The 15,578-nt window shown below is 35.5% G+C and carries 19 protein-coding genes; 9 read left to right on the forward strand and 10 right to left on the reverse strand.

The features are described from left to right. Positions 1-14: 14 nt before the first annotated feature. From J3495_RS16455 to J3495_RS16470, 4 genes are all read right to left on the reverse strand, one after another. Positions 15-521: a hypothetical protein gene (locus J3495_RS16455; RefSeq protein WP_210667655.1), complete on the reverse strand. Its 507-nt coding sequence runs from the start codon at positions 519-521 to the stop codon at positions 15-17. 10 nt (positions 522-531) lie between these two features. Further along, positions 532-990, reverse strand: a complete 459-nt coding sequence (coaD, locus tag J3495_RS16460) for a pantetheine-phosphate adenylyltransferase (protein ID WP_210667656.1) — start codon at positions 988-990, stop codon at positions 532-534. 128 nt (positions 991-1,118) lie between these two features. Continuing rightward, positions 1,119-1,811, reverse strand: a complete 693-nt coding sequence (locus tag J3495_RS16465) for a DUF421 domain-containing protein (protein ID WP_210667657.1) — start codon at positions 1,809-1,811, stop codon at positions 1,119-1,121. A 180-nt stretch (positions 1,812-1,991) separates the two neighbouring features. Further along, a complete protein-coding gene (locus tag J3495_RS16470) occupies positions 1,992-2,963 on the reverse strand; it encodes a D-alanine--D-alanine ligase (protein ID WP_210667658.1) in 972 nt (323 codons plus the stop codon). A 129-nt stretch (positions 2,964-3,092) separates the two neighbouring features. Here J3495_RS16470 and J3495_RS16475 point away from each other — a divergent pair, with 129 nt between their 5' ends. From J3495_RS16475 to J3495_RS16485, 3 genes are read left to right on the forward strand one after another with little or no spacing between them, the layout of a single operon-like run. Next, on the forward strand, positions 3,093-3,278 hold the full coding sequence (locus tag J3495_RS16475; RefSeq protein ID WP_210667660.1) for a hypothetical protein: 186 nt from the start codon (positions 3,093-3,095) through the stop codon (positions 3,276-3,278). 41 nt (positions 3,279-3,319) lie between these two features. Next, entirely contained in the window at positions 3,320-3,940 is a 621-nt protein-coding gene (locus J3495_RS16480; RefSeq protein WP_210667663.1) for a PASTA domain-containing protein, read from the forward strand. Continuing rightward, entirely contained in the window at positions 3,933-4,976 is a 1,044-nt protein-coding gene (locus J3495_RS16485; RefSeq protein WP_210667665.1) for an RluA family pseudouridine synthase, read from the forward strand. Before J3495_RS16480 ends, J3495_RS16485 begins: the two co-directional genes overlap by 8 nt. An 82-nt stretch (positions 4,977-5,058) precedes the next feature. On the opposite strand, the gene J3495_RS16490 is transcribed toward J3495_RS16485, so the two are convergent. The 6 genes from J3495_RS16490 to J3495_RS16515 form a co-directional block, all read right to left on the reverse strand. Beyond that, entirely contained in the window at positions 5,059-5,673 is a 615-nt protein-coding gene (locus J3495_RS16490) for a hypothetical protein (protein WP_210667666.1), read from the reverse strand. A gap of 4 nt (positions 5,674-5,677) precedes the next feature. Further along, positions 5,678-6,919: an ATP-binding cassette domain-containing protein gene (locus J3495_RS16495; RefSeq protein ID WP_210667668.1), complete on the reverse strand. Its 1,242-nt coding sequence runs from the start codon at positions 6,917-6,919 to the stop codon at positions 5,678-5,680. Positions 6,920-6,946: 27 nt separating this feature from the next. Further along, positions 6,947-7,792, reverse strand: coding sequence for a sulfurtransferase (locus J3495_RS16500; RefSeq protein WP_210667671.1), 846 nt, complete (start codon positions 7,790-7,792; stop codon positions 6,947-6,949). A 20-nt stretch (positions 7,793-7,812) separates the two neighbouring features. After that, positions 7,813-8,202 (reverse strand): DUF1398 domain-containing protein, encoded by a 390-nt coding sequence (locus tag J3495_RS16505; RefSeq protein ID WP_210667673.1) that lies wholly within the window; start codon positions 8,200-8,202, stop codon positions 7,813-7,815. A gap of 119 nt (positions 8,203-8,321) precedes the next feature. Then, on the reverse strand, positions 8,322-8,759 hold the full coding sequence (locus J3495_RS16510; protein ID WP_210667675.1) for an acyl-CoA thioesterase: 438 nt from the start codon (positions 8,757-8,759) through the stop codon (positions 8,322-8,324). A 126-nt stretch (positions 8,760-8,885) separates the two neighbouring features. Beyond that, positions 8,886-9,353, reverse strand: a complete 468-nt coding sequence (locus J3495_RS16515; RefSeq protein WP_210667677.1) for a hypothetical protein — start codon at positions 9,351-9,353, stop codon at positions 8,886-8,888. A gap of 401 nt (positions 9,354-9,754) precedes the next feature. On the opposite strand from J3495_RS16515, the gene dnaK reads away from it, so the two are divergent. The 6 genes from dnaK (at position 9,755) to J3495_RS16545 (ending at position 15,502) form a co-directional block, all read left to right on the forward strand. Then, positions 9,755-11,641: a molecular chaperone DnaK gene (dnaK, locus tag J3495_RS16520; RefSeq protein ID WP_210667678.1), complete on the forward strand. Its 1,887-nt coding sequence runs from the start codon at positions 9,755-9,757 to the stop codon at positions 11,639-11,641. Between the two features lie 49 nt (positions 11,642-11,690). Further along, positions 11,691-12,401: a helix-turn-helix domain-containing protein gene (locus J3495_RS16525; protein WP_236025491.1), complete on the forward strand. Its 711-nt coding sequence runs from the start codon at positions 11,691-11,693 to the stop codon at positions 12,399-12,401. After that, positions 12,398-13,654, forward strand: a complete 1,257-nt coding sequence (locus J3495_RS16530) for a site-specific integrase (RefSeq protein ID WP_210667679.1) — start codon at positions 12,398-12,400, stop codon at positions 13,652-13,654. The genes J3495_RS16525 and J3495_RS16530 overlap by 4 nt, the downstream gene beginning before the upstream one ends. Continuing rightward, positions 13,654-14,403, forward strand: a complete 750-nt coding sequence (locus J3495_RS16535; RefSeq protein WP_210667680.1) for an AAA family ATPase — start codon at positions 13,654-13,656, stop codon at positions 14,401-14,403. The genes J3495_RS16530 and J3495_RS16535 overlap by 1 nt, the downstream gene beginning before the upstream one ends. A gap of 108 nt (positions 14,404-14,511) precedes the next feature. Further along, on the forward strand, positions 14,512-14,853 hold the full coding sequence (locus J3495_RS16540; RefSeq protein WP_210667681.1) for a helix-turn-helix domain-containing protein: 342 nt from the start codon (positions 14,512-14,514) through the stop codon (positions 14,851-14,853). A gap of 376 nt (positions 14,854-15,229) precedes the next feature. Further along, positions 15,230-15,502 (forward strand): hypothetical protein, encoded by a 273-nt coding sequence (locus J3495_RS16545; RefSeq protein ID WP_210667682.1) that lies wholly within the window; start codon positions 15,230-15,232, stop codon positions 15,500-15,502. Positions 15,503-15,578 lie beyond the last annotated feature (76 nt).

The following is a 15,578-nucleotide window of genomic DNA, read 5'->3' on the forward strand; positions in this document are numbered from 1 at the left end:
TAGTGTATGTAATTTTATTTTTGCAATTCTTGTAAAAGGGAATAATGTGCAGTTTTTAAAGATCTAATTATGTGCTTTTTTTCAGATCCGCCTGACATATTCTTATAAATACCTACTTTTTTATAAACTTTATTTCCAATTTTATAATTTAGCGTTGATACCATAGTTGCAGATGATAAATTGAACATCCAGGAAATATCTGTTATTTCAACATCAACATTTATATCTGAATTATTAATTATTTCATTTTTAAAATATTTAATCTTTAAATTAATTTTAGTTTCTTTTGCGAATTGTGTTACCGATTCATTGAAAGTTTGATTAATATTCGGACGTTTTTCGATTCCTGCTCTTGGACCAGATTTTTTAGTGCTTTTGACACTATTTTCATTAAATGAAAATACAATTGTTTTGTCTTTAAAGTATTCCTTATTGAGATTATTTTTTGAAAAATTACTTTTAGTTGCACAGCTAAATAAGCTGAAAATTAATAAACAAAGTGTTATTTTTTGGAATTTCATATTTTTTATTTTACTTCTTTACTCTAACCGCATCCGGAACCAACATTTCGTAATCACCGCCATTGCGCAATACATCTCGAACAATGCTCGAACTAATATAGGATGTTCTTGCGGCGGTTAATAAAAATACGGTTTCAATTTTAGAAAGGCGTCTGTTGGTGTGTGCGATGGCTTTTTCAAACTCGAAATCGGCTGGGTTGCGCAAACCTCTTAAAATGAAATTTGCTTTTAGTTTTTTGGCTAAATCAATCGTTAATCCTTCATACGTGATAACAGAGATTTTTGGTTCGTCTTTAAAAGTTTCCTCAATAAAGCGTTTTCTTTCTTCTAGGGAAAACATGTATTTTTTTTCGGCATTGACACCAATCGCAATAACGATTTCATCAAAAAGAGAAATTCCTCTTTTGATAATGTCTTCGTGACCTAACGTAATCGGATCAAATGATCCTGGAAATATGGCTTTTCTCATTTTTTAAGGTTCAGAGGTTCAAAGTTACAAAGGTTCAAAGTTTTTTAGTCAAACACATTGCGCTTTATTGTTTTTTGAGTTTCTAAGGTTCTGAGTGGCTAAGGTAGTAAGATTTTATATTTGAATACTTATGTTATTCTGAGTGTCTTTATGGCTTCTACCCATTCTTCTTTTTTGCAAACAGTACATTTTGCCGTTCCTGCTTTTTGTTCTTCAGTATGACCGCAAAATGTACAGGCATGAATGCCATCATTTTTTATAATTTTACTTTTTTTATTGAAGGATTCCGGTAAAATAGGCAGACCATATTTTACTTCTTTTTCTTTGTAATAGAAAACACTTATTTCGCCGCTGGTTTCGATAAAAGCATATTTTACTTGCCCTAAATGTTCTACAGATTTGATGCGAAGTTCTGCGAAAAACTCATCTTGAGCAAGACTTTCCTTTTTAAATGAAGCAATTGAAAACTTACCTTCTTTGATAAGACATTCAGTTTTACCTTCAATAAATTCTTCAAATTTTTTACTTTTTCCGGTAAACCAGGTTACCAATCGATATAGTACGATAATTACAATAAAAACGATTGCAGCAGGTACAATACCAACATCTTCATAAAACATTGGATCTCCTGCTGCTGAACCCAATGCAATGATGATCACGGTTTCAAAAATAGACAATTGTTTGACACCTCGTTTTCCTGCTAGCTTTAAAGTCAGTAATAAAATGGCGAACATTATAGTGGAACGAAATATCACTTCAAAAATGAAACTCGCAGGTAAATCGTTGAAAAGTAATCTATTCCATTCAAATATATCTTTCATTTTTTTGAGGTGCTGAGATTCTTAGTTACTAAGTTTCTGAGGTTTGTTGTATTCTGATAAAAGAATTGTTTTTATTAATCAATTTTGAGATTTCAGTTCGACTTAGTTTTACAATTATATATATGTTGATAAAAAAGGTTCTGAGATCTAAGCAACTTAGTATCTCAGAACCTTAGCATCTTAAACTAAAGCCAACTCTATTGCGTTGGTAAATAAATCTTCTAAAGAAATTCCAGCGGCTTTGGCCTGTTGCGGAATCAAGCTTTCTGTGGTTAGACCTGGAATTGTATTCATCTCCAGCATGTGTGGTTCGTTGTTTACAATGATGAATTCGCTTCGAGAGAAGCCTTTCATTTTTAAGACTTCGTAAGCACGTTTGGCGGTATCACTTATTTTTTGCGTTAGTTCGTCTGAAATTCTTGCGGGGGTAATTTCCTGTGATTTTCCTTCGTATTTGGCTTCGTAATCAAAGAAATCATTGTCTGATACAATTTCGGTGATCGGCAAAACGGTGATTTTTCCTTTGTAATTAATGACACCAACCGAAACTTCGGTACCGTCAAGGAAACTTTCTATGATGATTTCGTTGTCTTCTTTGTAGGCAACTTCAATAGCAATTGGCAATTCTGCTGCCGTTTTTACTTTGGAGATTCCGAAGCTTGAACCTGCTTTGTTGGGTTTTACGAAACATGGAAGCCCCACTTTTTTTACGATTTCGTCTGTATTGATTACATCACCTTTGTTAAGGTAATAGGAGATGGCTGTTTTGATGCCGTATGGTTTTAAAATCGATAACAAGTCGCGTTTGTTGAAGGTTACCGCCGCTTGATAATAATCGCAAGAGGTTTGCGGAATCTGCAATAGCTGAAAATAAGCCTGCATTAATCCATCTTCGCCCGGTGAACCGTGTATGGCATTAAAAACACAGTCGAATTTGATTTTTTGATCTTTTACAGTGACAGAAAAATCATTTTTATCAATTGGGAATTCAGCATCATTATCATCTACATAGACCCATTTTTCTTTAAAAATATGAATACGGAATCCGTTGTATTTTGTTTTGTCAAGGTATTGTTTTACGACGTTTCCTGAGATAAGCGAAATTTTGTATTCGCTTGAATATCCGCCCATGATAATGGCTATGTTTTTCATTGATTTGATGTTTATTTGTTTAATCGTTTAATTTGTTTCAGGTTTTGTCGGACTTCGACTTTGCTCAGTCTGACAAGATTGTTAAAATTTCTTTTTTTTAGAATACCAAATAGTAATGAAAATATCTTTTTGAAACCCAGAGCCCTAGCCCTGATGGGAGCGGCATCTCCCGATTTAGAAAAACAAGGCTTTTTAGCCGTAGTTTTTGTTAATCGGGAATACAGCGGACAGCAGGAAATAGCTCCTGACAATGACTATACTCAGGATGACAATTTGATTCTTTCTTGCATTAAACAAAATTATCATTTTTTTTGAAACGAAATAGCTTTATCTTTGCCTCTAATAAAAATAAATTTATGAGTTTACGTAACTATTTAACAAGCCGTGTGTTTTTTTTGCAAATATTGCTTGCGGCTGCTATTATTGCGGTTTTAGCATATTTGTTTATGCATTGGTTGACTTTTACAACAGATCATGGGCATGAAATTGAGGTGCCAAATTTGGCTAAACTGACCGAAGAGCAAGTGGAAGAAAAATTGGATGAGCTGGACTTGGATTATGTGCTTCTGGACAGTGTTGATTATAAAAGTGTATTCCCTAAATACAGTGTTGTTGAGCAAGATCCGTTGCCGGGAACAAAGGTAAAAGTGGGTAGAAAAATATATATTAAAATTAATTCTTCGGGATTCTCGTCTGTTAGAATTCCCGATTTGATCGAAAAAACCTATCGTGAAGCCGTACCAACTCTTAAAGCTTTAGGACTGGAGGAAGGTACGATAACGTATATTCCGAATTTAGGAAAAGATATGGTTCTGGAGATGCGTTACAAAGGAAGAAACTTAAAAGTAGGAGATCGTGTGCTGAAAGCCTCTAAAATTGATTTGGTTTTAGGAGACGGAAAAGCAACGTACGAAGATGAAGGTGAGGCGATGGATAGCACCGCTGTACCCACTACTGAAACACCAGCAAATGAATAATAGTATTGAAAATTTGGATTTGGAAGACGAATTATTCGAACATTTCAGATTTGAAGTCCCTAAAGGTCAGGCGTTTTTACGTATTGACAAATATTTAATGAATTTGATTCAGAATGCGACTCGAAATAAAATTCAGAATGCCGCAACTGAAGGAAATATTTTTGTGAATGATATTCCGGTAAAATCAAATTATAAAGTAAAACCGTTTGATGTTGTGACCGTAATGCTGTCGCATCCTCCGTTTGAAAATCATATTCTTCCGGAAGATCTTCCGATAAACATTGTGTACGAAGACGAGGCTTTATTGCTAATTAACAAAGAGCCCGGAATGGTAGTGCATCCCGGTCACGGCAATTATACCGGAACTTTGGTAAATGCGTTGGCACATCATTTTGATAATTTGCCAATGAACAGCAGCGAACGTCCCGGTTTGGTACATCGAATAGATAAGGATACATCCGGACTTTTGGTAGTGGCCAAAACGGAAGCCGCAATGACGCATTTGGCTAAACAATTTGAAGCTAAAACTTCTGAACGCGAATATATTGCCCTTGTTTGGGGTAATGTTGCAGAAGAGGAAGGAACTATTGAAGGAAATTTGGCAAGGCACTTGAAAGATCGCATGCAAATGGCGGTTTTTGCAGATCCAGAAATCGGTAAACCTGCCATAACACATTATAAAGTTTTGGAGCGTTTTGGTTATGTAACTCTGATTTCATGCAGATTGGAAACCGGAAGAACACACCAAATTCGTGCGCACATGAAACATATTGGTCACCCGTTGTTTAATGACGAGCGCTACGGCGGTCATTTGATTCTAAAGGGAACTACTTTTACCAAATACAAGCAATTTATAGATAATTGTTTTAAAGCTTTGCCTCGTCAGGCTTTGCATGCTAAAACATTGGGTTTCGTGCATCCGAATACAGGTGAAATGATGCGTTTTGATACCGAATTGCCACAAGATTTTCAGGATTGTATTGAGAAATGGCGTAATTATGGAAAGACACATACTATGGATGAGGAAGAAAATTAATTAGATAATTTATCAATTAGAAAATTCGTATACTAAAAAAAAGCTCCTGTTTTTGGAGCTTTTTTTAGTATACCTAAATACTTTACTTCAAATTTTTAATAATTATATCAGTTATTTTAACCTTTCCGTTTGTTATAAATCCCAACTTTCCTTTTTGGCTTAAATTGTTACCAACGATAGCGCATTCTAAGGAAGTTTCATCATTAACTGAAAAAAATAAATGATTATTGAGAACTTTAACTTTAACCGAATACCATTTGTTGTTTTCTAAATTTATTGCCTTGGTAAATATACTTGGACCTCCATGTTTTCCGTACTCGTCACTGTTTTTATTGTAAACTCCTCTTCCTATGATAAGATTTTGATCTATTTTATACAAGTAAGTTCTAATATATTTATTTTGATCAATATGAAGCATGATTTCAAATAAAGATTCCTGAGTCATATTTACATTAAGATTAATTTCGTAATTTTTTGAAAGCTTTTTTTTAGATTCTAAAACGCTCCATTTCAAAGGACTTCCAATGCCTATTAAAGTATCTTTCTCCAGAAACCATTCTTTTGAATCTAAATTCCAGTCTGATTTTAGTTCAGATTTTTGCGTTATTGCATAGCCTTTTTTTGTAGTTGAAATGGTATTGGAGCATGAAATCATTATTAGATTAAAAACTAATAATAGGGTAAATTTAATTTTCATTTTTTTAATTTATCGTTTTATGGGACTTTATTTTTCCGGTTGATCCATTTAGAGAAGGAGTCAATTCGAACACAGAAGTAGGCGCAAGTCCAGATTCTATCCTGTGTGATACATACAAAATACTTACATTCGTTTCTTGTTTAATAGTATTGATGAGCTGAATTATCAAAGCTACATTTTCGTCATCGAGGCCTTCTACAGGTTCGTCCAAAATTAATAAAGGCGGGTGTTTTAAGACGGCACGAACAATCAATGCCACTCTTTGTTGCCCTATAGAAAGGTCAATAAAACGTTTTTTTGCTAACGTACTCATTTTTATTACTTCGAGCCATTGCGTTACGATTTGCTTTTGCAAATTGGTCGGTTCAGTGTATAATCCAATAGAATCAAAAAAACCAGAAAGAATCATTTGTTCTAAAGTGTGGCCTTTTTGAAATAAATCGGTCATCGAAGTCGTAAAAATTCCAATTTGCTTTTTGATGTCCCAAATGCTTTCACCACTTCCTTTTTTTCTTCCAAATAAAAATAAATTTTGACCAAAACCTTTTGGATTATCGCCTGTTATCAAAGATAAAATAGTGCTTTTACCAGAACCATTTGGACCGATTAGCTGCCAGAATTCGCCTTGTTTGATCGTCCACGAAATGTTGTCTATGATTTTCCTTTCGTCATAACTTACCGAAACGGCTTCCATTTTTACTAATACACTTTCGTGAAAGGAATGTACCTCGAGCGCTTTAGGTATAGGGGTTGCCGTTAACGGTTTAAAGTCTTTTTCTATTTTAGAAATCGAATGTAATTCGAAAGAATCATCGATTATTTGGGCTTTATTGGGCACAAAATTAAGTACATCAGCCCAACGATTGACTAGTTGAATGATGGCAATCTTACCCGTTAATTTTTCTAATGACTGCGCCAAAGTGGTTCGCGAAGCTTGATCTAAATGATCAAAAGGATTATCAAAAATGATAAAATCAGGATTTTTCTCGAGACAATATTTCAGGAATTGCTTTTTTCTTTCGCCTGACGAAAAAGTTCGCAATTGCCTGTGTTCATTTTGAGCAGCCTCGACACTATCGTACTGATATTCCTGTTCGATAAATTTTTCGATAGCAATATCAGAAAAAAGAACTCCTTTTTTATTGTTAAAAATAGCTAATTCTCCTTTTACTTTGCCAGAGAGCAAAATATCAATAAAAGCCTTTTTGTTTACTTGATTCGAGAGTAAAATATCCCAATGTTGCATTAAAAAAAATTAAAAATAGTATGCTGTTTATTTTGTTGCCATTGGTCTATTTTGGCGGGACCATTCGCTCCAGGAACCCACGTACAATTTAGGAATAGGAATTCCGGCATAGTCCATTGCCAACAAAGTATGACAAGCCGTTACGCCCGAACCACAATGTACAATGGTATTTTCGGGATTTTTATCGCCAATAATTTGAGAATATTTTTCTTTTAATGTTTCAGCATCATGATAAAAACCATTCTCATCCAAATTTTCGCTAAACGGAACATTAATAGCTCCCGGAATATGTCCAGCAATGAGGTCTAATGGTTCGGTGAGACCGTCAAATCGATTTTTGTCACGCACGTCTATAACAATGCTTTGGGTATTATTTCGGGCCATTTCGACTTCATCACTATCTGTCAAAGGCAATTTCCATCCTACCATAGGATATTTTTCGGTTTGGCTGTATTTTTCAACTATTGAACTCACAGGGAAACCACTTTTTACAGCCGCTTGCAAGCCACCATTGATAACCTGAACTTTTTCATGTCCAATCGCCCTGAGCATCCACCAAAAGCGAGCTGCCGCATTAGAGCCGTTTTTATCGTCGTAAATAATTACATGACTTGTCGGCAAAATTCCGAGTCTGGATAGCACTTCAGCAAATTTTTCGAATGACGGCAAAGGATGTCTACCACCGTTTGCTGGGTCAGATGTAATCGTAGCCAAATCACGATTGAGATCGACAAAACGAGCGCCTTTTAAGTGCTCTTTGCTGTAATTTTCTTCAGCATTTATTCCGGCGCGGGCATCTACAAGCACAATCTCCGGCGAATTTAGCTTTATTACTGCTTCATCAGGAGTTATAATGGATGATAATCGTGGCATCTTATTGTAATTAGGAATAATTATCCCGGAATTTTTTCAATCAGAATTTCATCTTCTAATTTATCATAGTACGTACAGGTCATTTCAATAATATCTACGCGCCATTTGGCTATTCCGCATTGACCGGACTGATTGCAAAAAGTAATATAATCGGTTTGACCGTCTTGGTGGGCAACCAAAAATTCGATAAAACGTTCTTTATTGACTTTGTCTTCGATTTTAATTTCAGAGTATTTTTCATCCGAAGTTACTGTGTAATTATTGACACCATAATATTCTACATGACCATCATTTACAAAAGTATCATAGCCTTTTACACCCAAAATAATAAGATGTTGTATGTATTTTGGGAAATCTGCACCGCTTTGTACTTTTGCGTGTGCTTCTTTTATTTGTTCTATTGTAAACATGTTTTTTATTTTTTAGTTTAACTTTTATCCCTCCAAAAAAAAGAATTAAAGGTTTGTTACTTCTTTAACAAAGATATTGATTTGTGGTATTTTTTTTACGTTAAAATTTAGATTTTATTTTAAAGCCCAACAAAATCATCACTTTTAGGAAAAATACTCAAAGCCTGAATAGCAATTTCTGGAGTTGGAGATGCTAATTTGCGGAGTTTGGTATCCATCCAGGCGCCATCAACAGTGATAACCGCACAAAGTGTATCATCTTCTTTTCTAAATTCGTGAATGATAGACCAGCGCGAAGCATCGGCTTTCATTTTGGATGTTTTGGTATGAATGAATATTTTGTCTGAAAGTTTTAGCTCTTTTCTAAAAACGCATTCTTCTCTAAATAGCACAGGTCCAAAACTTTGTGTTTGCATCACTCTTAATGTCAAACCCAATTGTTCCAGAATCTCGATACGGTGTTGCGCACCAAAATCGTAATAAGCACTGTGACGAACGTGAAAATTTGGGTCTAAATCTGACCAGCGAAAAGATATTTCTTTAATAAATGAAACCATTTTTTATTTAAATTTTAGAAAATCGAAATTACAAATAAAAAAGCAAAGGCGACTTTTTTGAAAAGTTAAAGTCTGAGAGAAAATTGTAAAGCACATTTTATGCAGCATAAAATGTTTTAAGGAGTTTTATAAGCTTTCGAGATTGTCCCATTCGTATTCTATTTTAGAAAGTTTTCTGAAATAGAGGATGAGCAATAAAAGTTCCAGACGTATTTCGTATTTATTATCGTCGGAAATAAAAGGCATTACAAACATCGAAATCAGACAAAGTACAACTCCGAGGATCGCATCAAATTTGCCGATAGAGATGGCGTTTTCTTTTTCGAACCAAAGCGAGTAAGCAGCAAAACCTTTAAAAAGAAAAACAGCTATAATTATCAATCCCGTAATTGAAATAGGCACATTTGTTTCAAAACCATAAAATGACAGATGAAAGCGGTTGATAAAAAGGCTTGTCGGCAAGGCGATAAGTCCGCAAAGCCCCATAATCATAAAAATCCAACAAAAAGTTTTCATCCACCAGGGCAAAAGTTTTCTTCTGATTATTGCCGGTTTTTCAAATTGGTCAAAATTGTTGTCGGATTGTGGGGTCATTTTTTTGATTTTTGGTTTAGTGATGTGGCAACGAATATAATTAATTTTAAGAATATCGAAATATTAATTTTTTTATGAATACTAAAGCATAGTCATTATTGCTTCGCTATATTCTTATTTTTAATAGTGATTCAGTAAACTTTTTTAGTATCGGCATTCTTTTTATCTACTTTTTACAGGTAAAAAAGTATAGAGTGGATAACAGGAGAACTCTCCTGATAATGACAGCTGAATGACGGTTATGCCACGAATGTCAGGTTTGTAAAATGTCATGTTGTCAGCTAGTTTTTGATGTGTAGACAGTAAAACTGACAATTTACTTTGGTTTTTTATATTGGCACAAAGATTGACTTATGCCACATGAGTTATTAAATAGTATATCAAAATTAATTATATAAAAAATGGGTAAAATAATCGGAATTGACTTAGGTACGACGAACTCTTGTGTTTCTGTAATGGAAGGTAACGAAGCAGTTGTTATTCCTAACGCAGAAGGAAAAAGAACAACACCATCTATCATCGCTTTTGTTGAAGGTGGAGAAATTAAAGTAGGTGATCCTGCAAAAAGACAAGCGGTAACGAATCCTACAAAAACGATTGCTTCTATTAAACGTTTTATGGGACACACTTTTGCTGAAACTCAGGAAGAGGCAAAAAGAGTTCCTTACAGTGTAGTAAAAGGGGACAACAATACGCCACGTGTGGATATTGATGGTCGTTTGTACACTGCTCAAGAATTGTCTGCAATGACACTTCAAAAAATGAAAAAAACTGCTGAAGACTATTTAGGTCAAACTGTAACTGAAGCGGTTATTACTGTTCCTGCTTACTTTAACGATGCACAACGTCAAGCTACTAAAGAAGCTGGTGAAATTGCAGGTCTTAAAGTGATGCGTATCATCAACGAGCCAACTGCTGCGGCACTTGCTTATGGATTAGACAAAAAAGGAACTGATCAAAAAATTGCTGTTTATGATTTAGGTGGAGGTACTTTTGATATTTCTGTTCTTGAATTAGGAGACGGTGTGTTTGAAGTATTGTCTACAAATGGTGATACTCACTTAGGTGGTGATGATTTTGACCAAGTTATTATTGATTGGTTAGCTGACGAATTTAAATCTGAAGAAGGTATTGATTTACGTTTAGATCCAATGTCATTGCAACGTTTGAAAGAGGCTGCAGAGAAAGCGAAGATTGAATTGTCATCTTCTGCTGAAACTGAAATCAATTTACCATACGTAACGGCTACTGCTTCTGGACCAAAACACTTAGTAAAAAAATTATCTAGAGCTAAATTTGAGCAATTATCTGATACTTTGGTAAAACGTTCTATGGAACCAGTTGCTAAAGCATTAAAAGATGCAGGTTTATCTACATCTGATATTGACGAAGTAATCCTTGTTGGAGGTTCTACTCGTATGCCAAGAATCGCTGACGAAGTAGAGAAATTCTTTGGTAAAAAAGCATCTAAAGGTGTTAATCCTGATGAGGTTGTTGCTATTGGAGCAGCTATTCAAGGTGGAGTTTTATCTGGAGATGTAAAAGATGTATTGTTACTTGACGTTACACCTTTGTCTTTAGGTATCGAAACTATGGGTGGTGTATTGACTAAATTAATCGAGTCTAACACAACTATTCCAACAAAAAAATCACAAGTTTTCTCAACTGCTGCTGATTCTCAACCATCTGTTGAAATTCACGTATTGCAAGGTGAAAGAGCGATGGCTGCTGATAACAAAACTATCGGTCGTTTTCACTTAGATGGTATTCCACCAGCACCAAGAGGAGTTCCTCAAATCGAGGTTACTTTTGATATCGATGCAAATGGTATCATCAAAGTTTCTGCAACTGATAAAGGAACAGGAAAATCTCACGATATCCGTATCGAAGCTTCTTCTGGATTAACAGCTGAAGAAATCGAAAAAATGAAAAAAGATGCTGAAGCTAACGCTGATGCTGATAAAATAGCTAAAGAAAGAGCTGAGAAATTAAACGAAGCTGACAGCATGATTTTCCAAACAGAAAGTCAATTGAAAGAGTTAGGAAGCAAATTAGCTGACGACCACAAAGTTGCTGTAGAGTACGCTTTAACTGAATTGAGAATGGCACACCAATCTCAAGACATTCCAGCTATTCAAACGGCTCTTGACAACATCAATGCAGCTTGGAAAACAGCTACAGAAGCTATGTATGCTCAAGGAGAACAAGGTCAACAAGCAGCTGCTCCACAACAAGAGCAAGCGCAAGGAGACAATGTTGAAGACGTTGAATTCGAAGAAGTCAAATAATTACTGATTAATATCAGTTAATAATAAGTGTTAAACCGCTGTAAACGAAATGTTTGCAGCGGTTTTTCTTTTTTATTCTTTTTCGTTTCTGCTGTTTTTTAATCATTTTTTGCCATATATTTGTATCATATTTGTACCGGCACTTAAAAGGAGACAAAGTGGCACTTATGTCTTCTTATGGTATCTTAATGAGGAGACAAAGATGATGAAAAAAATAAATAAACAATGTCTTAGCTGCGGGGAGGAATTTCTGCCTAAAACCGTGGCTTCTGTTTACTGCTCGCATATATGCAGCAAAAAAGCATACAAACAGAAGATGAAGCAACTTAAAATTGACGCCGAGCTCAAGGCGCTGGCAGATAAAATACCCCAGACAAGGGCTTTTATCTCTGTCCCTGAAGCTGGCATGCTTTTTGGCATTGCCAAAAGAACCCTCTACAGGCTTGTCGGCCAGGGAAAAATTCCGTCAGTTAATCTTGGAACCCGCCTTGTAAGGATAGACCGCAGCGTCATGGAAGGGATGTTCGGCCCTGCCCGCAGCCTGCCGCAGGCTGAAAGTGCACCGAAGAAAAAATTATACAGCCTTGAAAAAGAAGACTGCTATTCCATCGGTGAAATAGCTCAGAGATTTCAAATATCTGAAGGTTCTGTCTACAATCATATCAGGAAATATTCAATCCCAACCAGACAGATCGGAAAGCATGTATATGCCCCCAAAACGGAAATTGATAACTTGTATAACGGAAATGATTTTATATGAAACAATTAGCAAAAACCAAGGTGACTGTGCGTCTGCGAAAAGCAGAAGACCGAAAAGAATGGTATGTTTACATAGAAAGCTATCCTGTTGAGGTTTGTGGAAAGAAAACGCCCCAGAGATTCCGTGAATATTTAAACAGAACCGTAACAACAGTGGAGTGGGACAAGAAAAGAACTGCCCGCACAGATGCAGAGGGCATAAAATCCTACAAACCCAGACGCAGCGATAACGGAATTATAATGTGCAGAAGCGAGAGCGACCGTGAAATAATGCTCTATGCTGACGCAGTGCGTAAAATCCGGCAGAAAGAATACGATAATACAGATCTGTACAGTGATGCTGAGAACCTATTGGCTCAGCAGAAACAAAAAGGGAAAGTGGATTTTATTAAATACATTGCTGCTACGGCGTCTAAAAGACACGCCCGAAGTTCAAAATCTATTCAGATCAATTGGCAGCGGACCAGGGAATTTTTAAAAAGCTATTCCAAAGGCAGTCTTATATTTTCCCAGATTGACAGTAGAATGGCGGAAGATTTCAAACTGTATCTTCTGGCTGCGCCGCTCGGAGGAGGCAAAAAAGGAACCATTTCCCGCAACACTGCGGGAACCTATTTTTCCATATTTAAAGCGGCTTTAAAACAGGCCTTTATCGACGGATATTTAACCGTTGATTTATCTTCAAAAATAAAGGGTATTCCCGATGAAGATTCAAGACGTGAATATCTGACTATTGAAGAATTGAATGCATTGGCCCAAACGCCCTGCGAAAAAGACGTCCTTAAAAGAGCGGCGCTTTTCTCAGCGCTTACAGGTCTGAGGCATTCCGACATTCAGAAGCTCCGCTGGAAGGAGATAAGTCTGGAAGACGGCAGGGCTAAGCTGCATTTCACGCAGAAAAAGACAAAGGGTGTCGAATACATGCCTATTTCCCAGCAGGCTTTAGATCTCTGCGGAGAACCGAGGCTTCCCGGACAGCTTGTCTTTGAGGATCTGCCTGACCCGTCGTGGATTTCACGCCCTTTCAAAAAATGGGTTGAATCTGCAGGCATTAAAAAAAATATTACCTTCCACTGCTTCCGTCATACATTTGCAACACTGCAGTTATCGAGCGGGACAGACATTTATACGGTCAGTAAAATGCTGGGGCATACCAATGTAAAAACTACTGAAATCTATGCCAAAGTAATAGATGAGAAGAAAAACAGAGCTTCGCAGGCAATACAATTGGAATCTTTAAAAAACAAGCCGTAATGAAAACAAAATACTTCGAATATATTGCAGTTTACCTGTCTGTTTTTTTAGTCTGCGTTTTTGTTGGCATAATCGGAAGAATGGTGCTGCTGGAAAAAGGTGCTGATGAATATACGGCCGGCATATTTTTCTGGATCAGCACTGGATTTGGAATTTTAGTGTTTGCAATTCTAAGTTTATTTCTTAACGATTTGGCTACTGGTGTGCTGAATCGTTTTTTGAAGGCAAAAAACAATGAATCGGCTGAAAGCCGGATTTCAAATGAGAACCTTGAAAAAATAGAAGAGGAGCGGCAGGATATTTTAATTAAGCCCGAATTGTCTGAAAATAGAAATTCAGCCAGAGATATTGAACAGATAAGGGAGGAGCGGCAAAATGCAGTCAAAAATCAAAAACAGGCCAGAATTGATGCTGCCATCCTTTATGCACAGCAGGAGTTCGCGCTTTATGCCTCGGATGATGATTTGAAACAATTGAGTAAGAATATAATCATATATGCTGAAGGCGTAAATTTCGAAAAGATTAAACCGGTAAAAGTAAAAGATCTGTCCAATCTCGATTTGTATCATTTTGGCTGGAATATCTGGAATTGTTTTAAAGTAGGTAAACAGGACAGTGTCGCACAATTTTTAAAATTAACTTTTGCAGAATCCTTAAAAGATGTTGAATCGAATAGCATTAAAACGCATCTGAAAGATGATGATCAAAAAGGCATTATAAAAATTATGGAAGACTTTACTTATTACTAATTATCAGTAATTAGAAGTGCACTGTGTTTTTTAAGTGTTTTTGTTGTGGCTTAGGACACAGTGAAAACACTTTTTTCTTTTGCACCATAACAATTAAAAACGATAGTTATGGACATAAATGAAATCTCGTTTGAAAACCTGCCCAAAGCAGTAGCACACTTAGCCAAAGAAATTGCAGAAATTAAGTCTATGATTCAAAATGTGCAGGTATATGAATCTAAAGAAAAAAGTATTCCTATTGGTATTGAAGAAGTAAGCCGGTTAATAGGAAAAGCAAAGCCTACAATTTACGCTCTTGTAGGGCAAAGAAAAATCCCGTGTTATAAGTATGGTAAAAAGCTGTATTTTTTTGAAGAAGAACTTTTAGAATGGATTTCTAAAGGGAAAAAGAAAACAATACAGGAAATCGAATCAGAAGTATTGAAATATAATCATAATCGAAAAAAATAGAGGGATAACAGCCAGCAAAAAATACTTATATCATTCCATTAAATCATCAAAAAGCGTTTAATACAAAGCAATATGTTATTACAAAAAGATAAAGCTGGCAAGATGATCATTTGAGTGATTATTTCAAACGGCCTTAATATGCCTGAAGGTAATTTCTTTTACTGCTTTGATTGATAAAAGAAGCTTTTGTGAATGCTTTAATCTTATCAAACCGGAACAACAGGAAATTAAAAATCTCATCTAAACTTTGCTGTTAATTTACGATTTTTGAACAAGTATGATAAATGATGCTGAATTTTACCCTGAAATAGATCAGGCAAAAGTTAAAAGATTAATTTTGTTGTCAATAATTTTCAATCAAAAATAATCCAATTGTATGATTTACATTGTAGGTGTCATCATTACATTTTTTTTAGCTTTTATTTTATTGAGTAAAAGCAATAAAACAAATGCTGATAAAGTACTATTTTTTTGGCTAATTGGTATAGGAATCAATCTTTCTTTATACTACCTGATTTTTAGCGAAAAATATTGGCAATATCCATATCTTTTAGGATTTAGTTTGCCTCTTCCATTAATACACGGACCTTTTTTATATTTAATTCAAGTTGCTAGTTTCTATAGTATAAAAAACAAAGCAGAGGTTTAGTAAATTTGTTTTGCGAACCAATAAACCTCACCAATGCTTTGTAAAGACAAAATTATATCAATTTTTTGTTTAATAG

Origin of the sequence: Flavobacterium geliluteum, assembly GCF_017948595.1 — a bacterium.
Classification (GTDB): Bacteria; Bacteroidota; Bacteroidia; order Flavobacteriales; family Flavobacteriaceae; genus Flavobacterium; species Flavobacterium flavipigmentatum.